20 protein-coding genes and 3 pseudogenes are annotated in these 24655 nt (G+C 34.1%); 20 read left to right on the top strand and 3 right to left on the bottom strand.

The annotated features are described in order from the left end of the window. Positions 1 to 432 precede the first annotated feature (432 nt). The 9 genes from OOK89_RS01670 to OOK89_RS01630 all read left to right on the top strand — a co-directional run bounded on the left by OOK89_RS01670 (position 433) and on the right by OOK89_RS01630 (position 12408). Positions 433 to 1194 (top strand): sugar phosphate nucleotidyltransferase, encoded by a 762-nt coding sequence (locus OOK89_RS01670; RefSeq protein ID WP_174516733.1) that lies wholly within the window; start codon positions 433 to 435, stop codon positions 1192 to 1194. A 131-nt stretch (positions 1195 to 1325) separates the two neighbouring features. Next, positions 1326 to 2285: an NAD-dependent epimerase/dehydratase family protein gene (locus OOK89_RS01665; RefSeq protein WP_015588901.1), complete on the top strand. Its 960-nt coding sequence runs from the start codon at positions 1326 to 1328 to the stop codon at positions 2283 to 2285. Continuing rightward, positions 2242 to 4578 (top strand): glycosyltransferase, encoded by a 2337-nt coding sequence (locus tag OOK89_RS01660; RefSeq protein ID WP_015588900.1) that lies wholly within the window; start codon positions 2242 to 2244, stop codon positions 4576 to 4578. The genes OOK89_RS01665 and OOK89_RS01660 overlap by 44 nt, the downstream gene beginning before the upstream one ends. Beyond that, complete coding sequence (locus OOK89_RS01655; protein WP_006280066.1) at positions 4539 to 6233, top strand: WG repeat-containing protein; 1695 nt, start codon at positions 4539 to 4541, stop codon at positions 6231 to 6233. Before OOK89_RS01660 ends, OOK89_RS01655 begins: the two co-directional genes overlap by 40 nt. A 3-nt stretch (positions 6234 to 6236) precedes the next feature. Then, complete coding sequence (locus OOK89_RS01650) at positions 6237 to 7226, top strand: phytanoyl-CoA dioxygenase family protein (RefSeq protein ID WP_006280067.1); 990 nt, start codon at positions 6237 to 6239, stop codon at positions 7224 to 7226. Continuing rightward, positions 7227 to 9032: an ABC transporter ATP-binding protein gene (locus OOK89_RS01645; RefSeq protein ID WP_174516732.1), complete on the top strand. Its 1806-nt coding sequence runs from the start codon at positions 7227 to 7229 to the stop codon at positions 9030 to 9032. Continuing rightward, on the top strand, positions 9004 to 10053 hold the full coding sequence (locus OOK89_RS01640) for a threonine aldolase family protein (RefSeq protein WP_174516731.1): 1050 nt from the start codon (positions 9004 to 9006) through the stop codon (positions 10051 to 10053). Before OOK89_RS01645 ends, OOK89_RS01640 begins: the two co-directional genes overlap by 29 nt. Next, positions 10050 to 11093, top strand: a complete 1044-nt coding sequence (locus OOK89_RS01635) for a threonine aldolase family protein (protein WP_174516730.1) — start codon at positions 10050 to 10052, stop codon at positions 11091 to 11093. Before OOK89_RS01640 ends, OOK89_RS01635 begins: the two co-directional genes overlap by 4 nt. Positions 11094 to 11205: 112 nt before the next feature. Beyond that, a complete protein-coding gene (locus tag OOK89_RS01630; RefSeq protein ID WP_255498567.1) occupies positions 11206 to 12408 on the top strand; it encodes an MFS transporter in 1203 nt (400 codons plus the stop codon). Positions 12409 to 12410: 2 nt separating this feature from the next. On the opposite strand, the gene OOK89_RS01625 is transcribed toward OOK89_RS01630, so the two are convergent. Together OOK89_RS01625 and OOK89_RS01620 are read right to left on the bottom strand one after the other, a co-directional pair. Then, on the bottom strand, positions 12411 to 13724 hold the full coding sequence (locus OOK89_RS01625) for a UDP-glucose dehydrogenase family protein (protein ID WP_174516729.1): 1314 nt from the start codon (positions 13722 to 13724) through the stop codon (positions 12411 to 12413). Between the two features lie 64 nt (positions 13725 to 13788). After that, a complete protein-coding gene (locus OOK89_RS01620) occupies positions 13789 to 14703 on the bottom strand; it encodes a DMT family transporter (protein WP_197907416.1) in 915 nt (304 codons plus the stop codon). Between the two features lie 240 nt (positions 14704 to 14943). Between OOK89_RS01620 and OOK89_RS01615 the strand changes: the two are divergent. From OOK89_RS01615 to OOK89_RS01600, 4 genes and pseudogenes are all read left to right on the top strand, one after another. Continuing rightward, a pseudogene (locus OOK89_RS01615) lies at positions 14944 to 15099 on the top strand (patatin-like phospholipase family protein); the annotation flags it as partial. 111 nt (positions 15100 to 15210) lie between these two features. Beyond that, positions 15211 to 15702, top strand: a complete 492-nt coding sequence (locus OOK89_RS01610) for a hypothetical protein (RefSeq protein ID WP_264719150.1) — start codon at positions 15211 to 15213, stop codon at positions 15700 to 15702. A gap of 189 nt (positions 15703 to 15891) precedes the next feature. Beyond that, entirely contained in the window at positions 15892 to 16701 is an 810-nt protein-coding gene (locus OOK89_RS01605) for an ankyrin repeat domain-containing protein (RefSeq protein WP_015588895.1), read from the top strand. 12 nt (positions 16702 to 16713) lie between these two features. Further along, on the top strand, positions 16714 to 17058 hold the full coding sequence (locus tag OOK89_RS01600) for a hypothetical protein (RefSeq protein ID WP_015588894.1): 345 nt from the start codon (positions 16714 to 16716) through the stop codon (positions 17056 to 17058). A 383-nt stretch (positions 17059 to 17441) separates the two neighbouring features. Here the strand turns inward: OOK89_RS01600 and OOK89_RS01595 are convergent, their stop codons facing one another. Beyond that, entirely contained in the window at positions 17442 to 18302 is an 861-nt protein-coding gene (locus OOK89_RS01595) for a helix-turn-helix domain-containing protein (protein WP_264719148.1), read from the bottom strand. Between the two features lie 201 nt (positions 18303 to 18503). Between OOK89_RS01595 and OOK89_RS01590 the strand changes: the two are divergent. The 7 genes and pseudogenes from OOK89_RS01590 to OOK89_RS01560 all read left to right on the top strand — a co-directional run. Beyond that, positions 18504 to 18953: pseudogene (locus tag OOK89_RS01590) on the top strand (NAD-dependent DNA ligase LigA); the annotation flags it as partial. Positions 18954 to 19306: 353 nt separating this feature from the next. Beyond that, complete coding sequence (locus OOK89_RS01585; RefSeq protein ID WP_264719146.1) at positions 19307 to 19465, top strand: hypothetical protein; 159 nt, start codon at positions 19307 to 19309, stop codon at positions 19463 to 19465. A 34-nt stretch (positions 19466 to 19499) separates the two neighbouring features. Next, complete coding sequence (gene ltrA / locus OOK89_RS01580; protein ID WP_264719144.1) at positions 19500 to 20750, top strand: group II intron reverse transcriptase/maturase; 1251 nt, start codon at positions 19500 to 19502, stop codon at positions 20748 to 20750. Between the two features lie 31 nt (positions 20751 to 20781). Continuing rightward, positions 20782 to 21513 (top strand): annotated as a pseudogene (locus OOK89_RS01575) (NAD-dependent DNA ligase LigA); the annotation flags it as partial. A 508-nt stretch (positions 21514 to 22021) separates the two neighbouring features. Then, entirely contained in the window at positions 22022 to 22438 is a 417-nt protein-coding gene (locus OOK89_RS01570; protein WP_264719143.1) for a reverse transcriptase N-terminal domain-containing protein, read from the top strand. Next, the gene (locus OOK89_RS01565; RefSeq protein ID WP_264719301.1) at positions 22357 to 23799 is read left to right on the top strand and encodes a group II intron reverse transcriptase; all 1443 of its coding nucleotides are present in this window, start codon (positions 22357 to 22359) and stop codon (positions 23797 to 23799) included. The genes OOK89_RS01570 and OOK89_RS01565 overlap by 82 nt, the downstream gene beginning before the upstream one ends. 112 nt (positions 23800 to 23911) lie before the next feature. Beyond that, positions 23912 to 24610, top strand: a complete 699-nt coding sequence (locus OOK89_RS01560) for a BRCT domain-containing protein (protein ID WP_264719142.1) — start codon at positions 23912 to 23914, stop codon at positions 24608 to 24610. The last annotated feature ends 45 nt before the right edge of the window (positions 24611 to 24655 follow it).

Genomic DNA, 24655 nt, shown 5'->3' with positions numbered 1-24655 from the left:
GTTACCCAATTATTGAGTAGTTTTTTTTACGGCGTCAAGACTCTTGCCAGCATAGAAAATATCAGTTCCTATATAAATATCCTTATGGGCTAAAAGAAACTTCTATTGGTTGATAGAAAACAGAAAAAAACTATTTAAAAAGTATACTCAACAATATAACAAGGAAGCATAAGTTAGGGAAAGTAGTAGGCCGTTGATAAGGATTTGCCTATTTTCTCGATCAACTAGCTTTTGTATAAGTACTGATGGGTCAATATAAATGAGTAGTTCTGGGAAGCTTACTTTATCGGCTAATCTATATTAGCGTCATAGAGGATTTATATATTTCAAGCATGTTAATTATTTTTTCTGGATCATTTAGGAAACTATAGTAGACTTTACAACTCATTAATTATCACTTAACTTACCTCCTAGTAAGTTCTTGAGTTATGTATGGATAACACGTTGATAATATTAGCAGCAGGAAAAAGCAGTAGAATGAATTCACAGTACTCAAAAACACTACACCCAGTAGGAAATTTTACTCTTTTAGAGCATATAATTCACAATGCAAAACCGCTGAGTTTAAAAAGTCTATCAATTGTCATTAACAAGCCTTTTCTAAAGGAGTTAGAAAGATTTAGTACCTTAAAAGATATAATTGATAAATATAATATAAAATTGATAATTCAAGAAAATATTACAGGTACTGGCACTGCAGTTAAAATTGCCCTAGAAAGCCTGGAGCGGTTATCTGACCAAGACATAGTTTTAATACAGTACGGAGACACCCCGTTTATATCTAGTGATACAGTTATGAGAATGACTGATTGTTTAAAGTGTAATAATAAAAATTTAGTTCTTCTTGGATTTAATAGTCAAGATAAGCAATATGGAAGATTAGTAATTGATGATAATGACAATGTTCAAAAAGTCTTGAAAAGTGAAGATGAAATTCTTCTTGCAAACTCTGGAATAATGGTTTCATACGCTAAAGATCTTTATACCCTAATAAAAGAAGTAAAATTTAATGATTCGACCAACGAATGTTGTCTTAATGATATAATACCCATTGCAGCAAGCAATAACTTACGTGCAGGTTATGTAGTCGCTGACGAAAAGGAAGCAATGGGGGTAAATAACAAAGAGGATTTGGTCAAAGCAGAACGTTATTTTCAGGCAAATAGAAGAAGACAACCAACCCTTCTTTCATAACTATATTTTTTTATTCATTGATCCTTAATTTAAGTTGACATTTGTTTTATACTAGTTTTATAATGCTTTTTAAGTCTTACTTGTAAGATGATAGGTGTGAAAGATTTTCCTGGTTGTAGTGAGAGGGACACATGGGAATATTAATAACAGGTGCTGCAGGTTTGATAGGATCGGCTTTAGTAGAAAAGTTAGAAAAGCAGGGTTATGAAGTAATAAGCTGCGATATTAGGTTTCGCGACAACCCACTCAGTTTTTTTTCAGAAGATATAATGCCGCTACTCGCTAAGTGTACGGGGGTTATTCATCTGGCTGCAATTTCTAGAGTTATACATGGTGAGCTTTATCCTAAATTGTGCCAAAAAGTTAATGTCGATGGTACAATCCAATTCTTAGAATTCTGCAAGTCGCTTCCGAATAAACCATGGTTTATATATGCAAGCAGTAGAGAAGTATATGGAGAACAAAAGGAACTACCAGTTGCAGAGTCTGCTAGTATTAACCCAATAAATAATTACGCCAAAGGTAAAGCGTTTATTGAAGAACAAGTAATAAATTTAAAAGGTTCTAACTTTAATGTAGCAATATTACGCTTCTCAAATGTATATGGTGGTTTACTAGATCATAGTAGTAGAGTAATTCCTGCACTCTGTATCAATGCATTGAAAGGCGATCCAATTAGGATAGAAGGTAAAGAATGTGTTTTTGATTTTACCTATTTGGATGATGTTATAGAGGGTATATACTTAACTGTTAAATATTTACAAAACGAGAAATCTTCTCTTCCTGCTATTCATCTTACTACTAATAGCCCATGTACTTTAGAAAACTTAGCAAAAACAATATTAAAAGTCACGGAAAGTGATTCTAGAATTGATTTTTATCCTCCAAGAAATTTTGACGTAACTAAGTTCCATGGTGATTTTACTAGAGCTAAAGAGCTACTTGGTTGGTCTCCAAAGCATTCATTAAAAGTAGGATTAGGTAAATTTATAAAAAGTCTACAAAACAATACACAAGAATATCCTAACAATATAGATATGGTAATATATGAAAATATTAAAAGTTATTCATGGTTACCCTCCTTATTATAGCGCTGGTTCGGAGGTTTACAGCCAAACTCTTGCCCATGAACTAGCCAATAATAATGAGGTACAAATATTTACTAGGCATGAAAACAGCTTCTTACCTGATTTCCATTATACTACAGCTCTGGACTGTAGTGATTCCCGGATCTTACTGAATTTAATTAATATACCTACAACTAAATATCGTTACAAATTTATCAATGAAGAAGTAAATATAAAATTTAAAAGAATAATAGATAACTTTCAACCAGATCTTATACATTTTGGTCATCTTAATCATCTATCAATTACTTTACCAGAAGTTGCTTTTAAAGAAAATATATCTACAATTTTTACGCTACATGATTTTTGGTTAATGTGTCCAAGAGGAAGATTTATTCAACGTAATTCTGAAGATTTGTTACGGCTTTGTGATGGACAGAAGGATCAAAAATGTGCAACCCAATGTTACAAGGGGTATTTTACAGGAGATGAAGAATTCTTGAATTCAGACTTAAATTATTGGGAACAATGGGTTGCAACTAGAATGAAGCAAACAAAGAAAGTAGTGGACTATATAGATTACTTCATTGCTCCGTCAAAATTCTTAATGGATAAATTTACTCAAGACTTTAATGTTCCGATAAACAAAATTTCTTATCTTGATTATGGTTTTGATCTAAATCGTCTTAAGAATAGAAATAGGGTGCAAGAAAAAGAGTTTATTTTCGGTTATATAGGTACTCATACTCCCGAGAAAGGTGTTGACCTATTATTGAAGGCTTTTTCTCGCTTATCATCTAAAGCAAAACTTAGAATTTGGGGAGCGGCAAGGGAAGAAACTAAAACTTTAAAAGCGATTGCCGATCAGTTTCCACATGCTGTTAAAGAAAGGATAGAATGGATGGGAAGTTATAACAATAAAAATATAGTTACTGATGTATTTAATAAAGTTGATGCGATAGTTGTTCCTTCAATTTGGGGTGAAAATTCACCATTAGTAATACATGAAGCACAGCAACTGAGTGTACCAGTAATAACGGCTGATTATGGTGGCATGGCAGAATATGTAAGAGATGGAATAAACGGACTATTATTTAAGCATAGAGATACAAATAGTTTGTCAGAAAAAATGCAAGTCCTATCTACAGACCAGGAATTATACAGTGAACTGACCCAAAGAGGCTATCTTTATACTAAAAATGGTAATGTACCTTCTATAAGTGAGCATACTGAGAAACTTAACAAAATTTACCGTAATGTTATTGAAAATAAAGGCAAATCAGTGGCTACAAAACCTGGTCCTTGGAGAATTACTTTTGATACTAATCCAGATTACTGCAACTTTGCTTGTGTAATGTGTGAATGCTTTTCACCATATAGTAAAGTTAAAGAGGAGAAGAAAGCTAAAGGGATAAAACCCAAGATAATGTCAATAGAAACTATCAGGAAGGTAATTAAGGAAGCAGATGGAACACCTTTAAGGGAAATCATTCCTTCTACTATGGGTGAGCCTTTAATGTATAAAAGCTTTGATGAAATAATCAATTTGTGCCATGAGTTCGGCCTGAAGCTTAACCTCACGACCAATGGTTCTTTTCCTATTAAAGGAGCTAGAAAATGGGCTGAACTATTGGTACCAATTTTATCTGATGTTAAGATTTCCTGGAATGGGGCAACTAAAGAAACTCATGAAAGAATCATGAAAGGTTCAAAATGGGAAGTAGTGACAGAAAATTTAAAAACTTTCCTTGAAGTTAGAGATAAATACTTTAGCGATACAGGTGAAAGGTGTACCGTTACTTTACAATTAACATTTTTAGAAAGTAATTTACATGAACTTTACGACATAGTTGAGATGGCTATAAAAAATGGCATAGATAGAGTTAAAGGACATCATCTTTGGGCACATTTTAAGGAAATTAAGGATCTATCTATGAGGAGAGATGAATTAGCAATTAGTAGATGGAATACGGAGGTGGGAAGGTTATATGAACTTAGGGATAATATGCTATTGCCAAATGGTAAAAAGATAAAATTAGAAAATTTTACGATCCTTTCTCAAGAGGGTATCAAGGATTTGGCTCCAGGTGGTCAGTGCCCATTTTTAGGTAAAGAAGCATGGATAAACAATGAAGGCAAGTTTAGTCCCTGCTGTGCTCCAGATGAACTACGCAAAACATTAGGAGATTTTGGCAATGTTAATGAAGTTAAACTGGAGGAAATATGGCAAAGTAGCGAGTACCTAAACTTACAAAAGAATTATTTAAACTATGAATTATGCAAAACATGCAACATGAGAAAACCATTAGTCAATTAATGAAAGATAGTGAGTACCTTAAATCTATTAGGGTTTCCCCCTGTGAAAGGTTTCACCAATTGTCAGAAAATCCTTTGTACAAAAATAGATTTATTAGAGTTGATAAATTTCACGAGCCTGGCCTTGCACCAGTTTATGATGAGACAGGCGCTTATCACATCGATGCAATGGGAGAAGCAATTTATCGCGACAGATTTTTAAAAACTTTTGGATTTTACTGCAATAGAGCAGCCGTAGAAGATGACACAGGGTATTACCATATTGATCCATCTGGATGTAGAGTATACAAACATTCGTATCAATGGATTGGAAATTACCAAGAAGATATTTGTGTGATTAGAAAGCATGATAAGTTTTTTCATATTGATTTGAACGGCAATAGAGTTTATGAGCAAGAATACAATTATGTTGGGGATTTTAAGGATGGTATCGCTGTAGTCCATAAAGATGGTAAAGCTACACATATTAATAATCATGGAAAGTTAGTACATAATAAATGGTATAAAAAGCTTAATGTTTTTCATAAAGGATTTGCTATTGCAGAAGATAAGCATGGCTGGTTTCATATAGATATTAATGGCAATCCTGTTTACCGGCAAAGATTTAAAATGGTAGAAGCATTCTATAATGGCATGGCAAAAGTTGAAACTTTTGAAGGTGTATTAGGACAGATCGATATTACCGGAAACGTAAAGTTTAGTATTTTTGATTTAGATAAAGAATCTCAAGTGCATAAGATTTCTGCAGAACTTTCAGCCTTTTGGAAAACTTACCTCGCAAATGTTGCTATTGAACTTGATTTGTTAAATATCTTACCTGCAACTATGCCAGTTTTATCTCAAAAGTTAAATATTATCGTTCCAAATCTAGAAAGGCTGTTAAGGGCGTTGTGGGAAATAGGGTTTATTGATTACGATAAGAACAAGGACTTATGGCAACTATCATCAAAAGGTAAGTGTTTTAAGGAAATACCATTTTTGCCTAAAGCAGCAGCAATGTGGGCAAGGGTTGCCGCTGAAAAGAATTGGTTAAAAATTGCCGATATATTAAGGCAGGAGTCAATATCTTCATTTGAATCTTTTAAGGAGAAAGAAACATCAGAAGACAGGAAAATAGCGTTTTACCAAGCATTGCTAGGATATTCCAGGTTTGACACTAAAGAGTTTAATTCTAGGGTTAATATAGATGGTGCTAAAAATATATTGCTATTTGGCGTACACTCTTTATTTCTTGCTTATTCTGATATACACAATAAAGGTTCTATAGGCTTATATTATTACAACGAACATAAAGTGCCTAGGCAGGCAGTAGAAGATTTAAAAATTAAACTCATAACTCAAGAAGAATTATCAGCTACAAATTATGAATTAGGTGTCTTTTGCCGCTTTCTGCAGCATTATGATGATAATAAGGTATTGTCTTATTTAAAATTGGTAAAAAATAAAGGAATACCACGCGTTTTAGTGATAGAAACTATCCTAGATTACTACTCCCCAGTGGGAGGTTCTGTAGATATTAATGTAATGGTTGAAACAGGGGGTAAACTAAGGACATTGAGCGATTGGAAAAGAATACTAAAACAAGTAAAAGGGCTTAAAATTTTTAGTATTGTACCTTTAACAGATTATTTATCAGTTATTGACATTAGGTGTTAATATATGAAAGCATTGCAAAAAAATGGTTTTTTTATTATCAAAAATCTAGTTCCTTTAGAGTTAATAACTCAGTCTTTAAATGATATAATAAGCAAGATATCAAAGTTATCTCAAGAATTAGGTGTTTCAACTTCTGACTATTTAAACTGCACTGGAAGATGGGGTACATCATCTCAGGTAACTAGAATTGTATCTCAAGTATTAGATAAAATTATTAAAAATTATCTTGAAAAGTCACTTCAATGCCAGATACTGCAGAAAAAATCAAATGTTATATGTAAAACTGCTGATTTAATAGATGCAGTTCCCTTCCATCAGGACATCTCTTATAGCTTTAATGACCCTTATCATTTTTCTGTTTGGCTAGCTTTGAATAATGTCAATAAAACTTCAGGTGCACTACAAGTTATAGAAGATAGTCACAACTGGAAAATACAGCCTCTAGTTGATTTTTGGCATCCATACTTTTTGGATCAATACTCGGATAACCGGGAAAATTATAAAATTAAGTCACTACCTATTTCAGCAGGAGATGCGATAGTTTTTGATTCACGGTTATGGCATGGTAGTGATAAGAATATAGATGCTAAAGATAGGTTTGCTTATGTTACGAGATGGGTTGTAAAAGATAAAAGTCTTCCTTGTGTGCCAAAACCTCAGCCTTCAGTTTTTGGTATATTAAACTGTGGTGCATTAACAGAATTTATACTGAGAGAATACTTATCATTATTTCGTCGCCAGGAAAGTATAAAAACAAAAAATATGGAAGAACTTATTAAGAGCTGGTTAGCCTTTATTACAGACACAACTACAAATATTTCTGAGGTCAACACTGCTGAAGCTAAGCGAGATTTATATAAGCTACTTATTCTGAATCAAGCGTCAGCACTACATGATGCTGGAGACATTTCAGGAAAAATATACAAAAATTTATGGTTTTCACTGCTTGTATTTCTCAATAAAAAAGTCAATGTGGTGGAGCTAGCATTATAAATGAACAAAAGTAGAGTTGGTAGTTTCAAGTATATATTGGTGTTCATTTTGAATATCTTATCCAAGTTTAAGCTTAATGTGCTTGTAATGTTCCTGGTTGCCCTAGTAGTGGCTGTTGATTTATCTTTTAGAAAGTATTTAGTAAAAAATATCTTAGATACAGCTGTAAAATATCAAGAAGGTAATGTAATTGAAAATCTTTTATTACCTGTAAGCGCTTATGTTTGTATGGCATTACTTATTACTACTGCTTTTAGATTCTATGGCTATTTTGTTGACATTCGAATGTTTACCTCAATGCGTCAAAAAATAGCTGATATGTCTTTTTACAGGCTGCTTCAGCAAGACCATTCCTATTATCAAAACAACCTATCCGGAAGTTTAGTATATAAGGTCAGTAACTTAATGGATAGTGTGATAGAGCTAATAAGACTGCTTATAGACTGTTTCTTTAGTTATAGTATAGCATTAATCTTGGCTATTTATACTTTATCACTAGTAAATATAAAGTTTGCAATAGCTACATTCATTTGGGTGAACATTTTTATTTTGATTTCGGTTTTCAGTTTTCGGGTGCTTACCGGATTAGCCGATGATCATTCTAAACAAAGTTCACAAGTAATAGCGGGTATAGCCGACAGTATTTTAAATGTTATATCAGTAAGGTTATTTTCTCGGCAAGCGCATGAGAGGCATAAATTTTTTCAAGTATGCAAGAAAAAAACTATTGCAGAAAGAAAATTACAATGGGCATACTTTTGGCTTTGGTTTATATATGGCTATTCATTTGATATACTCCAAGCAGTAAACTTGTATTTTTTAATTCATGATTATCAATTGAACAAGATTGCAATAGGAGATATTGCTCTTGTACTTGGAATTAATATATCGATTATAGAGTTTCTTAACCATCTAACTAGGAATCTTACCCAATTTTCTACTCATTTCGGCAAAGTTTCAGATGCATTGCCAATCTTGACTACCGTACCAGAAATTCAAGATAAGGAAAATGCTAAAAAATTAAATTTATTAAGTGGAAGAATAACGTTTAATAATGTTTCTTTTTCTTATGAGGGTCAGAAGTCATTATTTCAAGATTTTTCAGTTACCATTAATCCTTGCGAAAAGGTAGGTCTAGTTGGTTATTCTGGAGATGGTAAATCTACTTTTATAAACTTAATCATAAGGCTATTTGATGTTAAAAAAGGTAATATACAGATTGATAATCAAGTAGTATCGGAAGTTACACAGAGTTCTTTGAGGCAACAAATATCTGTAATACCTCAAGAACCATTGTTGTTTCATGATACTATTTTAGCAAATATTATATATGGTAAACTTCAATCTACTATCGAAGAAATAATAAGAGCTGCAAAGCTGGCTGGTATTCACGATTTCATTATGACTCTACCCGATCAATATGAAACTGTAGTCGGAGAAAAAGGCATAAAGCTATCTGGAGGGGAAAGACAAAGAATAATCATAGCGAGAGCATTTCTAAAAAACGCTCCGATATTATTTTTCGATGAGCCAACTAGTCAGTTAGATTCTATAACAGAGAAAACAATTCAAATGAGTTTATTTAAGTTGATGGAAAATAAAACCACCATTACTATAGCACACCGTATTTCTACACTTTTACATATGGACCGAATTCTAGTATTTGACAAAGGAAAAATTGTCCAAGATGGTAAACATTCTGAACTAGTTTGCAAGAAAGGTCTTTATAAAGAACTTTGGGATGCTCAAATTGGCTGTCTAAATATCAAAAAAGAAAATGGAAAAAACTATCGACCTGAGAAGTGACACTACAACTTTACAAAGCTCCAACGTTATACACGCAATAAGTAGTGCAATCGTTGGAGATTTTGCTTACGGTGAAGACAAAAGCTGTAACAACTTATCGGAATATTGTAAACAATTATTCAAAGTAGAAGAAGCATTGTTCGTAACCAGCGGTATGCTTGCAAATAGGTTAGCTATTGCAAGTCAAACAAGTCCTGGTGATGAACTAATTACTCATTATAATTATCATGTTAATTTTTTCGATAGTGCAGGCAATGCAAAAGTAAATAGTATAGTGTTTAACTGTATTAGGAATAATACCGGAATCTTAGATATTGATGAAGTAGAATATGCTATTAACTCTAAACCGAGATATAAAATTTTTGCTCAGGTGAGTCTAGTTTCTATAGAAAATAGTATAAACGGGTTTAACGGTAAAATTTATCCTTTTAAGAAACAAGTAGAGTTATATAATTTCTTAAAAGCTCACAATATAAGTCTTCATTTAGATGGTGCGAGAATATTTAATGCTCATGCTGAAACAAATGTTGCTTTAGCTGACTATGCTAAATATGTAGATACAATGAGCTTTTCTTTTACTAAAGGACTTGGAGCTCCTTTTGGTTCAATGCTTATGGGTAAAAGAGAGATAATTGAAAAGGCTAAGAAGTTACAGGTTTGGTTGGGGAGTGGTTATCATCAAATTGGGTACTGCGCTAATGCAGCAAAATATGTACTACAGAATAATATCTCTAGGCTTAAAGAAGATAATAAGCTTGCTAAATTGTTTGCAGACAAGATTAAAGAAATTCCACATGTAAAGCTGATACTACCTTATCCAGAAACTAACATAGTAAGCTTTAGTATAAAAGAACTAAATGTGACTAATGAGTTTTTTTTGAGTAAATGCCAAGCTTATGGTTTATTGCTCTTTCCTTGGCTCGAATCTCATATAAGAGCAGTTGTTCATCTTGGCATAGAGGAAGCAGACATAATAAATGCTGCTGAAATTATAAAGGAGGTTGTATTAAATTTAGTATGAGGGTAAAAATAGATTTCTTTAGCGATTCAAACACTAATCCTTCATCTGAAATGAGGGAAGTAATGGCTAAAGCAAAAGTTGGAAATGAAGCTGCATGTGAAGATCCAACTGTAAACGAATTAATAGAAACCACATGTAAAATATTAGGTAAGCCAGCAGGAATATTTTTGATTTCGGGAACGATGTGTAATGTAATTGCTTATAAAGTGCACATTCAAAGACCTGGTGATTATTTGTTACTCGATGAAACTTCGCATCCATTAATAGTGCAATCTGGATTAATTGCAGCCCAGGCACATGCCACTCCTTTACCTATTAAAGGAACAAGAGGAATATTTACTGGAGAGCAAATCGTTGAGTTTATTACTCGTCCTAGCTTAAGGAATGTTCCAAAAGTTGGGCTTGTTTCTGTCGAACAAACAACGAATTTTGGTGGTGGAGCTGTGTGGCCTTTAGAGTATATTCAAGAGATCTCAAGTCTCTGCAAAAAGAACGACGTATCCTCTCATTTAGATGGAGCAAGGCTGTTCAATGCTTGTGCTTATGCTAAAATATCTCCAAAAGAATATGCAAATTATTTTGATTCGGTGTTTATTGATTTTAGTAAGGGATTAGGCGCTCCAATGGGTGCAGTATTGGCTGGAAGTGAAGAGTTTATTGAAAAAGCTTGGTACTATAAGTTTCAAATTGGCGGAGGTATGCACCAAGCTGGCATTATTTCAGCTGCATGTTTATATGCTCTCAACAACAACATGAATTCTTTAATAGAAGATCATAAAAAAATGCAGCACCTTATAAAAGGTCTTAGCTCTATAGATCAAGTTATAATCAATATTGACCTATACAAAACTAATATAGCGTATTTCTCATTACGTACTGATTGTATATCTGCTCAAGAATTAATAAATATACTAATGACAAATTATGGAATTAGGATGGCTAACATAAGAGGTAAAATCAGAGTTATAACACATAGAGATATAAGCTGTGAAGATATTAATACTACTATATCTACTATAAGAAAGATACTGAATAGGTAATTTCGATTGTTATCAATTTTCTACATTAATGGTTTGCAAACTTCTTGTAAAACAATATTATACCAACATAGTATTATGCTAGTATTTGCATGGAACTGTTTGGGGAATAGGTGTGAACTTTGTTTTCTTTCAATATTTACTATTCTTTTTTGGATATGTGCTACTTTACTTCTCAAGGCAGAGTATACCAATTGCTCTACCACTGTTAATAGATACTGACCATGTAAAATTAAGCTATTTTTTTGCCTGCTTTTCTTTTTTTTACGGAGTATCGAAATTCTTTAACGGGATAATCATGGACTTCAAAGATAATCCATTATTTATGTTTGGGCTATGCAATATTGTAACTGGAATATCAACCATTGGTATAATTTTATCATACAATAACCTAACCTTATTACTGTTAACATTGATATTATTAGCTTGGGCACAAGGAGTAGGTTGGCCAGCTATTACCAAGTTTATGATTACAAACTCTAGTATCTCTTCAATTGCATCATTGTGGGGGGTTATGAGTGCATCTCAGCAACTTGGTTCTTGCCTTACTTTAATTGTGTTACCAAGTATAATCAAAATATATGGTGTAAAAAGTGCATTTTTGTATTCTGGCCTCTTATGCTTACTTTTTGGAATTTACATAACATTAAAAGCATATTACAGAGAAAGTACTACTCCTACTATCTATAAGGTGCAGAAACCTAAAATTGGCATTAAGGTGACAAGTTCCATATGGTTTCTATGTTATGCTACTTTTTGTACTTATATTATAAAAATGGGAATCTTCTTTTGGTTTCCTATAATTTTAAAAGATAGATTACAAATCTCTCTTGTACAATCCTCACTAATCACAGGTGTCTATGATTTGGGTGGAATCCTTGGAACTTTAATCACAGGAAGAATTAGTGATATGTATTTCTTTCAAAATAGAAGTTTGCTAGCATTACTTTACATGCTGGGTATAGCACTCACTTTTATTGGAATGAACTTTTGTCAAAACATAGTTCTTATGAGTCTTGGTGCAGCTTTATCAGGATTTTTTATATTTGGAGTACAAGTACTAACAGGTGTTATAGCTGTAGACATTGCTCCACAAAATAATGTATGTACAATTGTAAGCTTGACAGGATTATTTGGGTATATTGCAAGTTCAATATTTTCATGTGTAGTTTTAGGGTTACTTGTGGAATGTTTTGGTAATAACATGATGTTCTCATTCTTCTTTATTTGTTCTGTTATTATATCCATTTGCTTTTGCGTATTATCAAGCAGGAACCTAAAACAACTGCATAAAGTTGACATAGGGAATATTTCTTAACATTAAACTTCCCAGGTAAACTTAGATTTTTTGCCCAGAGAGTAAACATTGTAACCATATCTTAGCAACAGTTCACTATCTAATAAATTACGAAAGTCAAAAATATTAGGTGTAGCCATAACATCCTTTAAAATTACAAAGTCTTGACTTTTAAATTCCCTCCACTCCGTTAACAATAACAAGGCTTCTGCGCCCCTTGCAGCTTCTATAGCGTTATCCGCGTACTCTATATCCTTTAGAACTTGCCTAGCATTATTCATTCCCACTGGGTCATATGCAGTAATTTTAGCGTTGTTATTCACTAACAATTTTGCGACATCTATAGCTGGACTATTTCTTACATCATCAGTACCAGGTTTAAAAGTTAGCCCCCATATCGCTATTTTTTTATTTTGAGCTCCATTTAGAGCATATTCTACCTTTTTAGCGATGTTTGTTATATGATTATAGTTAGATTCCTTAACTGAATTTAAAATTTGTAGCTTGACATTATGATCTTCAGCAATCCTTATCAAAGCTGACAAATCTTTAGGAAAACAGGATCCTCCAAATCCTGGGCCAGCTTTTAGAAATTCCCTACCTATTCTATGGTCCATCCCCATGCCATTAGCTAAAAGGTCGATGTCTGCTTCTAACATCTCACATAAACCTGCCATTTCATTGATAAAAGCAATTTTTGTTGCTAGAAAGGCATTAGAAGCATATTTAATCATTTCAGCTGTAACTGTATCAGTGACTATTAACGGAATATTCCTATCTGTAAATGATCTATATATAGCTTCTAGTTTTACTCTAGCTCGCTTAGTTTTTACTCCTATTATTATTCTATCTGGATATAAAAAATCTGATACTGCAGAGCCTTGCTTGAGAAACTCTGGATTAACTCCCAAATCAAAGTTGTAGCCCTTATTAGATAAATAATTATATATATTTTTTGTAGTACCAGGAGGAATAGTTGATTTTATAACTATTAAGCAATCTTGATTAACTCTCTCAGAAACTTTACTTATTGAATTATATACATTTTTTAAATCCGCATTTCCTAAGGAGTCTGATGGAGTATCTACAGTTACAAACACTACTTCTGTGTTGGGATTTATTTGAGAATACGAATCGAAGAATCTTATCCTTTGTAACTTTATATTATTCTCTAAATAGTCTGCTAATCCAGGCTCATATATAGGAATTTTTCCTAATTTCAATAATTCAATCTTCTTAGTATTTATGTCAATGCAATCAACGTTATGACCCTGCTCTGATAACATTGCACAAGATACTAAACCTACATACCCTATTCCTATAATGGTTATATACATCTTGTCATTACCTTAAAAATATCCTAATGTAGCTCAACTGCTTAAACATTTAAAAAGAACATCATTAACAATTAGAGTCATAAATTTTTACTCTAGCGTTGCATACATTATTTTTCTTAATTACTTTACTTTCTGAATAAACTATAAACAAAGTCGATGGTATTAATATTAAAATACCATACAAAGCACTTTTATCAGGCAACTCATTAAACATAACATATGTTACTATTGCAGAAATTATTAGCTCTATGTATCTATATGGTGCAAGTGCAGTAGCATCTGCAAGAGTAAAAGCTTTTAATATGAAGAACAGAATTAGATTTGAATTAATTCCCAAAATCAGTAGTAATACTAATTCTAACAAGGAAGGCAAATGCCAATAAAACAGCAAAGGCACAGTGGAAAAAATAGTTGTTGTTAGAGCTGAATAAAATAACATACTTATTACTGACTCTTTTATTGCGAGTTTCTTATTAAGTATGTCTAATATAGCAAAGATTAATGTAGATACAATAAAAATAAAAATTTTAGGATTAAAGTCTTCACTATAAGCTTTGGTAGTAATAGCAATACCAACAAAGCCAATAACAGTTACTGACCATCTTTGCCAAATTATATTTTCATTTAGTAAAGGGATTGCAAGAAGTATAACAAATAATGGTATAGAAAAACTTATAATTGTTGCAGTTACTATGGGAAAAATAGCTAACCCATAGGTCCACAAGGTTATTCCAACAAATAACAATACTCCTCTAGTTATCTGAATAGATATTTGACTTGTTTTAAAAGCTTCTCTTCCATAGTAAAGCATAAAAGGTACAAGGGTAATAGTGCTAAATAAAAAGCGGAAAAAGATTACTTCAAAACTTTGGAGATGTAAACTTAGATATTTTGATATAGTATCATTAGCTACACTACTAAATAAACTAAGTATAAACCAGATAACTCCAAGTAAATAAGCTCTTAGTCTGTAATCCACAAAACTCCTAATTTAATATACAAACTTCCATGATGTGCTCATATAACTTCGCTGCAAAAAAGGTTGATAGCATACAGGCTCTCTTCTACTTACTGTTCTAACCATATTCACAAATTTTTGCTAAAAGTAGCATTAGAAGTATTATACAAGATATGTCTTTAATTGCGTAATTTTAATAGATTTAGAATAGAGATTATCTGAGCAGGGAGTTACTGACTGATTTTTTTGTAATATAAGATAAGAATGATAGACATTCAATCACAACTAAAAGTAGCATCAGCTGAGATGGATAATGTAACACCTAAAAATATTAAATGTCTGCAGCAGGAGGCAAATGCAATGATAGAGGACAACCAGGAATTAATAGATAAATTTTTGAAATGCCAAGCAAACTAAAGAAATAAAGCAAAGAAAGGTTTAAAAAACATAGTTTCGCCCAAAAAGCATACTAAGGGGCAAGAAGCTAAAATTTCAAACGATAAGCCAAAACCGCTCTCTGAAATTGTGGTGAAACCTAGCCTATGCTCGGAAGTAACCTCTAAAGTAAAAAAAGATAAAAAAGGAATAAAAGAAAAAATAAAAAGCTTAAAAACAAAGAAAGCAAAACTCGTAGAAAAAGAGCTGAAAAAGGGCAACGTGTTCAAAAAAGGCTTCAAAAAGCTAAAAGGGAAAATAAAAAAATTAAACCCAATAAAGGTTAAGAAAAACAAGATAATCGGGAGCAAGAAGTTAGCATTTTTACTAACATCTGCTACAATTGTGGCAATTTTACCAACATTCAGTTTAGCTCCTCTTCCAGCCTTAGCCATAACTTCTGCATGTGTTTTCAGTATTAACTTTATCGCAGTCAAGACACTAAAGAAATTTATTAAACAACGTAAATTAGCAGCAGAATCTAAAGAAGAGTCAACTCTACTAGCTAAGCCAGAAGAAGAAATTCAAGATGTGTCTATAAAACCAGTAAGTAAAGAAAATTCAGAGCAAATTTCTAAGGAATAGATTTCTACATTAATATACTACCTTAAATACTTTTCTATTTCTATTTAAATATTATTTATTCAATATAAAAGTAGTAGTAAAGCTAGTGGCTTCTTTGTAAAATACTAACTAAACGGGTATGCGAGTTAATAATTTAAAAACGTTTCTCGCTGCATACTCTAATACAAACACACTTTTTGTGGGGTTGCTATGACAGTAGAAAAGATTTTACAAAAGGCTGCAAAGGAAATTTATCACTTCAGACATCCTAGTATTTTTTCTTTATTAGTTAGTGCAGTTTTCAAATGGATCATAAATAGTAGATTGGGTGTTAGTTTTTTACATTTTGCTGCAGAAAAGAACTTTTATAATATCATTCGATTCCTTGTCAAACATGGTGCTAACGTTGATGCTGCAGATAGAGAAGGCAATACAGTACTACACGTTGCTTCCATATTTGGCTTTATCGAAATAGTACAAACTGTTGCAGCAAGGACTGAAAATATTAACGCCTATAATATTTACGGTAATACTCCTTTACATTTTTCAATAAAGTATAAGCAATTGTATGCTATGCAAAGGCTATTACGATATGGTGCAGACATTAATCGCCTAAATGGTCTAGGTGAGTCACCTCTTCATATAGCTGTAAAATGTGCTGATGGGGTAATGTTGGGGTTACTGATAAAGGGAGGCGCCTTTCTCGAAACTAAAAATGCAGAAGAAAGTACTCCTTTGCACCTTGCAGTTTCATTAAATAAGAAAGAGTATGTAGAGCTTTTATTGCGAAGCTGGGCAGATGTTAACGCAATTGGGAAAAGTGGTTGTACACCGCTGCATCTGGCTGTTATGAATGGCAATAAAGAAATTGTGGAATTATTGCTGAGTAAAAAAGCAAATGTTCATCTGAAATGTTTTTATAACTCTAAAGAAGGTTACACAGCACTAGAGAACGCTGTAGCGGATGAAAACGAAGAAATTACAGAATTATTTCTGCTTTACGGAATAACCTTAAAATAGCGGAGTGCAACAATGTCCTACGAGCAGATTTCTATATGTGGCATAATACTAATCATTGCTATTAAAATATTTTCCTTTTTTAGGAAACGAGCGTATAAAAGTCTTATCAGAAAGATGTCACTAAAAGAGCGTGAAGAGAAAATTGAACATAACCTTCAAGTTTATAAAGAAAATCTAAAAATAATTGGTGTTGCAAAACCGATAGGTAAATGGACAAAGATGGCTATCCTCAATAATGAATTGATGCAGCGGTTAGCACGATTGATACAGGAAGAAGGCGATGAGAAGGGATATTGGGAGCTATTTGTAAAAGCTCAGGCTTCAACTCAAGGCAAATATAAGGGAAGAGGGCGGTAGCTCCGAAAGTTTCCCATTGTTGTTGGCTTCCTGAATTACATCCATGTCATACAACTTGTTTCTCTTTCGCTGCTGAACCCTTTTTATTCTTTATGAACAGTTTTACAACAGCCAACATTTGTGCAGAGCCATTGCTACTGCATTCATTAGAATCAGCACCTTTTTTTTAGTAACGACTTTATTTTACCTAAATCTTTGCTTGAAACAGCCTTGTATAATTCGGGTTCACAAAATAACGTATCGCTCTATAGAGATACCTTTTATAACTCTTATTATTTTCTGTAGTTTTCTCACCTTCACCCTCCTTTAAATTTAAAACATGTAAAATTTTTGTTAAATATACAAATGTCCATAAAGATATACCTTTTCTATAAAAATAAGTTTTATTGATTCTGCTTCTCTTCGCTAATTTTTACTACCTCTGATAAAAATGAACTCAATAAATCCTGTAATCTTTGATCTTCAATTTTTTGACATTCTTTCATTATATTTAATATTTTCATTTCTCCTTCACTATCTTCATCTTCGTAATAATTTTCTTCTGTTGGTCCACAGAATAAAACTCTAGCATTCACTAATGCTTTTTCTGCTTCAGATAGCTTTTTAAATGACATGCAATCTACACCTTGTTCATATCTGTGTATTTGCTGTTGTGATAATCCGATTTTATTCGCTAACTCCAACTGAGTACATCCTCTTACGAACCTCCAATCTTTTGCCATTTGTCCAATTTTGTGCTTTATAGACTTTGTACCTATTATACTCTTGCCAATTTGAATTTCCCCTGACAAAAGTTTTACTAATACACAAAATGCACTGCGAAATTCTTGGTCCTTAATTTTTTTTAAATTTTGCAGTATACTCAGCATCTTTTCTTCCTTGTAATTAACATAACCTGTTGTAGGAAATATATCTTTAAAACTAGCCGATAATACTTTTAGCATCTTTTCTGCATTTTCAGGTGAAACAGCATCTATCCTTTGTTCATATCTTCGTATTTGTGACGTTGATATACCAGTTTCCTTTGCTAACTTCGCTTGAGAATATCCCCTTAATAACCTCAACTCTTTTATCTTTTGAACTACTTGGTAGCTTAAAGAGTCGATAGCAATTTTCTCTCTGGTAGTGGTCATTTTTTGCACAATTGCAGAACAAACATATAATACAGTATTATTGAGTTTGATTAAAGTTTTACTACTTCTGCCAAAACAATAGGCATAAACTTCAGGAAATTGATATCTCACAATGTAGCTAAGGCTAGAAGCGAGCAGAAATCTCTACTAATTAAATATTTTTCTATTTCTATTTAAATATTATATATTAAATATAAAAGCAGTAGCAAAGCTAGTGGCTTCTTTGTAAAGTACCAGCTAAACGAATACAACGGTCAATAATTTATTTACAATTGTCGCTATATACTGAAACAGTGGTTGAGGTAAATTATTATGAGTGAAAATGCATTACAAGAAGAAATAAAACGCTACAATGAGTTGTACTATCGGGAAAATATATCAGAAATAACCGATGCAGAGTACGATGAACTGGTAAAAAAAGTAGATATTCAAACCGTTGGTACTGCGCCTGATAGAAGATTTTTAGAGGTGGAACATATTGTACCAATGCTCTCGTTGGACAAGGCTCATGGACGAGATGAAGTTGAAGAGTTTCTTGCTAGGGTTAAAAAACTTCTGAATGTGCATGAGTTGGAGATAGTATGTGAGCCAAAAATTGATGGGGTGTCGTTTTCTGCGATTTATGAGGATGGAAGACTTGTTAAAGCTGCAACACGAGGTGACGGTTTTGTAGGAGAGGATGTTACTCACAATGCTGCAACAATAAAAGATTTTCCTAAAGTTTTACCTGATGTAAAGGGCAGATTGGAAGTTAGGGGCGAGGGTGTGCCGTAGAGACGCAAGGGATGTTCAGAAATGAGCAAACTGAGTGCTTAAGCTACGCAATAGATGAGGGTGGGCCCCTCGGAGCCGGTTTACAAGAGCAGGCTTCAAACAACCATAAGCTGCTTTGGTAAAGAGCCAAGGTGGTGAGCGTTATGGAAAAGGCACAGTTATGTGTCATGTATGAAATAGAGAGGTGAACGAAAGTGAACCACTGATGAAGTGTCGAAACTGATTTAAATGACGTCAAAACCAGGGGTCTTCTCTAACCTGGGATAAGTCTATCGGGAGCTTGTTTACTGGGTAGATGGCGTCCGGCATAAAGGTGGCACGAATCTATTTTGGGCTATTGTGTGGAACTACGGGAACCTGTCGTTTCGATGAAAAGGGAGAAATCCAAGGAGCTAAACTCCAAGGGTGAGAGTACCGATACGAAAAACAGGGGCGGATCAGTTCGTAGTAGTGAAGAAGTTTCTGTAACGGAAATGAAGCGAAGGGGCTGGGTTATTTAGTTTTAATTGTTTATCAACCGAAAGGGAGGAGTTAATGAATAAAACAAAGTCTTTTGATATACCGAAGCAACTTATTTGGAGAGCTTATAAACAAGTATCGAAAAATAAGGGTGCTGCTGGTGTGGATGAGGTTTCGATAATAAAGTTTGAGGAAAATCTAAAAGATAATCTATACAAACTATGGAATCGGATGTCATCTGGAAGTTATTTTCCAGAGCCGGTAAAAGCTGTTGCGATACCAAAAGATACAGGAGGGCAAAGAATTTTATGTGTTCCTTCAGTATTCGACAGGATAGGGCAAACGGCTGCTGCTATGTATCTGGAACCGCTAGTAGAACCAAAATTCCATGAGGATTCATATGGTTATAGACCAAATAAATCTGCACTGGATGCGGTAGGTACGGCGCGTGAAAGATGCTGGAGGTACGATTGGGTGGTAGATCTAGATATATCTGGATTTTTCGACAATTTGGACCACGATCTGGCATTGCAAGCTATCAAAAAGCACACAGACTGCAAATGGGTCATACTGTATGTTGAAAGATGGATGAAAGCTCCAATTCAGCAAGCAGATGGCAGTAAGGTAGTTAGGGAAAAAGGAGTTCCGCAAGGAGGTTCAGTTAGTCCAATCATCTCTAATATAGTCATGCATCATGTATTTGATGAGTGGATGAGACAAAATCACCCAACAAAACCATTTGAGAGATATGTAGATGATGCGATAGTGCATTGCAAAACTAAGAAGCAAGCAGAATTTATGCGAGACATAATTGGAAAAAGACTGGCCAAGTATAAGCTAAAGCTACATCCAGAAAAGACACGAATAGTGTATTGTAAGGATAATAGAAGGAAAGGTGAATATGCTTTACAAAGTTTTGACTTGCTAGGTTATACATTCAGGCCTAGGATGGCAAAGAACAGTAAAGTAGGGGATTATTTCCTCTCGTTCATACCTGCAGTTAGTAATAAGGCCAAGAAGAAGATTAGTCAAACCATAAGGTCATGGAAAATACACAGACAAACATCTACAACTTTGGAGGAGATATCAAAGAAAGTGAACCCTATAGTCAGAGGCTGGTATCAGTACTACGGTAGGTTTTACAAGAAAGAGATATGCAAACCTCTGAGGAACATAGAGCGGCATCTAGAAAAGTGGATCAGAGCAAAGTATAAGAAGCTTCGAAATCATGGAAGACTAGCAAGGCAACTTCTAGGAAAAATGAGGAAAGAAGGGCCAAATACTTTTTATCACTGGACATTAGGTGTGGGTCAAAAGACTGAATAATGGGAGCTGTGTGAGTTGAGAGGCTCATGCACAGTTCTGCGAGGGACTGGCGGGGAAGGTCCGCTGGTCTACTCTCCTATATATAAGAAATGATGATTTTTTTAAATTAAATAAGGATAATCAATTTTCAAATCCACGCAACACAGCGTCAGGTTCATTAAGGCAATTGGACCCAGAAGTTACCGCTAGGAGACCGCTGAAATATTTTGCTTATTCTTTGATTGGCGGTACAGAAAAGACTCAATTTGAAGTATTAAATAGACTGAAAGAACTTGGCTTTTGTGTTAATGAATATAAATTTTTAGCAAACAATGTAGGCGAAATGTTGGAGTTCTATGATCGAATCTATAGTAATCGTCATAATTTAGGCTATGATATCGATGGCGTAGTCTACAAGGTTAATGATTTGAAATTACATGATAGATTAGGAAATACTAACAAGGCACCACGTGGATCTACAGCACACAAACTTCCTGCAGCTCAAGGAAAAACCAAGATAAAGAAGATATCAGTACAAGTAGGCAGAACCGGTGTGCTGACACCAATTGCAGAATTAGTTCCGATAAATATAGGAGGGGTTCTCATTACTAGGGCAAATCTGTATAATAAAGATGAAATTAAGCGCAAAGACATAAGGGAAGGTGATATCGTAGTAGTAGAACGAGCTGGAGATGTTATTTCCCGCATTGTAGAAGTGGATAAAAAGTCTCGTTCTCGGAATACACCAAAGTTTATATTTCCTGATACTTGCCCGGAATGCGGAGTGCGATCCGATGTTGCGGTTTTTGTGATGGTTAAATTCCATCTTCCCCAGACATCAGGGATAATGTATGTCTCACATTTCAGAGAGTGGCAACCTTTGAGATGCAAGCATGAGGCAAAAGCGGGTAATGTTAAACCTTATGGCAAATCCCCGCAAACAGAGTTAGATATGATTACGAGAGAAACCTATGTCAGAATTGTCGTCACTGGGAATATGCGAAAAGAGGTTGAATACGCATAAACCAAAAGGTATGAAGCAAATGAGGAATTAAGATTTCCGCAGCTTAATTATAGATGTTCTCAGCTTCCGGCAAATAGTAGGAATCTAAGTCTAACGTGAAACAAAAACCGTGGAACGGAGTAACCACATGAATGTTCTTATATTCAATTGAATATAAGTAGGTAGCCAGCCATAAGCACTCATGTTGGAGGGATTGTCCAAGAAGCAAACGCCTAGAGTAATGTCTAGGATATGCAGACGTGGACACTGTAGTTTGGAAGGTAAAGTTGTGAATAGTAGTGAATATGTTATGAGCCAACAAAATGTTAGGTATGAATGGAATGAAACACCCTGGCGTAAGCTGGAAAAATCTTCATTTAAGCTACAAAAACGAATTTACCGAGCTTCTAAATGTAATGATATCAAGAAGATGCATAAACTTCAGAGATTATTACTAAAATCAACAAGTGCAAGAATGCTCGCTGTGAGAAGGGTAACTCAGGACAACAGAGGGAAAAAGACTGCAGGTATTGATGGAAAAGCGAATCTTAATCAGAAAGAAAGGTTGCAATTAGCATGTTCTTTAGATATAAAAGAAAAGCAAAACCATCAAGACGGGTCTGGATCCCAAAACCTGGTAAGCCATCGGAATGTCGTCCCCTTGGTATTCCCACTATATCGTGTCGAGCAAAACAAACACTTGTAAAAATGGCGCTAGAACCTGAATGGGAGGCAAAATTTGAGCCGAACACTTATGGTTTTAGGTGTGGTAGATCCTGTCATGATGCTATAAAGGCCATATTTTATGCGCTTTGTAAGAAATCCGCATTTATTTTAGATGCAGATATTTCTGGATGTTTTGATAATATAAATCATCGCGCTCTGTTGGACAAACTTAATACCACTCCAACCCTTAAGAGAACTATAAAAAAGTGGTTAAGAGCAGGTGTGATGGAAAATGGAACTTTCCAACCAACCAAAAGCGGTACAATTCAAGGAGGGACTATTTCTCCTATATTGGCTTGTATAGCATTAAATGGGTTAGAAAGTCATATTAAAAAAGCATTAGCATGTGAACTTTTTCAATACGTAAAAAGGAAATACGGCAGCAAGGCATCACATACAGTAGCACAACAATCAATAAGTGTAATTGTTTACGCTGATGATTTTGTTGTCATACACGAGAGTGAAGAGATTATACTTAAGGCTAAAGAGCTAATCGAAAGTTGGTTAAAAACTGTTGGACTAGAGTTAAAGCCTTCAAAAACAAGAATTTCACACACTCTCAAGTTTTCTAATGGACAGAAACCAGGTTTCGATTTTCTTGGATTTACAATACGACAATATCCAGTAAAAAATAAGAAAGGTTACAAGTTGTTAATCAAACCAAGTCGCAATTCTGTTAAACAGCACACACTGGTTATTAAACATAAGTTAAGGAAAATGCGAGGCGAATCGCAAGAAGCTGTAATAAGCAACATTAATCCAATTGTTAGAGGATGGTGTCAGTATTACACTTCGGTAGTCTCAAATAAAACCTTTCACTTAATGGATATGATCATGTACACCCAACTTTGGAGATGGGCAAAATTTAAACACCCAAACAAAGGAGGACACTGGATTAAGAGGAAATACTTTAAAAAGTATGGTAATGACAATTGGAGATTCATGACGAGTAACGAAATACATATTAGAAAACACGGAGATCATGTCATTAGACGGCATATCAAAGTGAAAGGAACCAGATCTCCTTATGATGGGGACTGGCCATACTGGGGAAGTCGTTTAAGTACAATTCCAGGAAAATCGCCACAAGTAATAAGATTACTGAAGATACAGCAAGGCAAATGTAATTATTGTCACCTATGGTTTAAATTTGATGACCTAGCACATGTGCATCATCAGGACCACAATAGATTCAATAATAACATTAAGAATTTGTCCTTGCTGCACAAGCATTGCCATGACCAGTTACATAGAAGTTTGCGTGACAAGCACCGAATTACAGGGAAGCCGGATGATGGGAAACTATCAAGTCCGGTTTTGAAGTCGAGCGGGGAGAGGTGACTTTCCTCGCTTAGATAACAGTGCAGTAGATATATTTGAAGATGAAGCTACAGCTAGATGTTCCGAAGAAAACGGTTGCCAAGCACAGCGAATAGGAAAGTTAAAATATTTTGTGGAAGTTCTTGACATTAAAGGTTTTGGCAGTAACCAAGTGGAGTTCCTTTATGACCTTGGTTTGATAAGGAAAATATCTGATATTTTTGCTCTCGAAGAAAAACTAAAAAATTTCAACTTAAGTGAACAAAGGGGTGGGATCATATTTAATTTATTGCACTCTATCAACAGCAAAAGAACTGTAACGCTTGAAAAGTTTATAACTTCTTTGGGAATTAGACTTGTAGGACCGCGTGCAGCAAAAATACAAGCTAATCATTACAAATCTTATGATGGTTGGTATGAAGTTATGGCTCAATTACCTTATGATAGAGAAGCTCCTGATAAATTAATGATAATAGGCGTAGGCGAAGAGACCATAACTTCCTTGGAGGAATTTTTCTCTGATGAGGACAATGCTGAAATGGTAAAGAATCTTGCTTCTCAACTAAAGATTGAGCCTGTAAGTGCTAATGTTAGTAATTCCCCTTTTAGCGGTAAAATAGTGGTTTTTACTGGAAAACTTTCAAAAATGGAAAGAAATGAAGCGCAAGCACTAATGGAATCCTTAGGCGGAATTGTGAGTTCAAGTGTGTCAAATAAAACAAACTTTGTGGTTGTCGGTGAAAAACCTGGGTCAAAGCTCGAAAAGGCTAAAAAGCTGGGTGTTAAAATTTTAACTGAAGAGAAATTTGTAGCCCTCCTCCAAAAGAGGTAATCTCTATATGAAATTCTTGCTATGGATGCCTATTTGGGTTTCAAG

It is taken from the genome of Wolbachia endosymbiont (group A) of Lasioglossum morio (assembly GCF_947250585.1).
In the GTDB taxonomy this organism is placed as follows: Bacteria; Pseudomonadota; Alphaproteobacteria; order Rickettsiales; family Anaplasmataceae; genus Wolbachia; species Wolbachia pipientis.
Note: the sequence above shows the minus strand (reverse complement) of the source record. Positions and strands in the feature narration are given on the sequence as shown.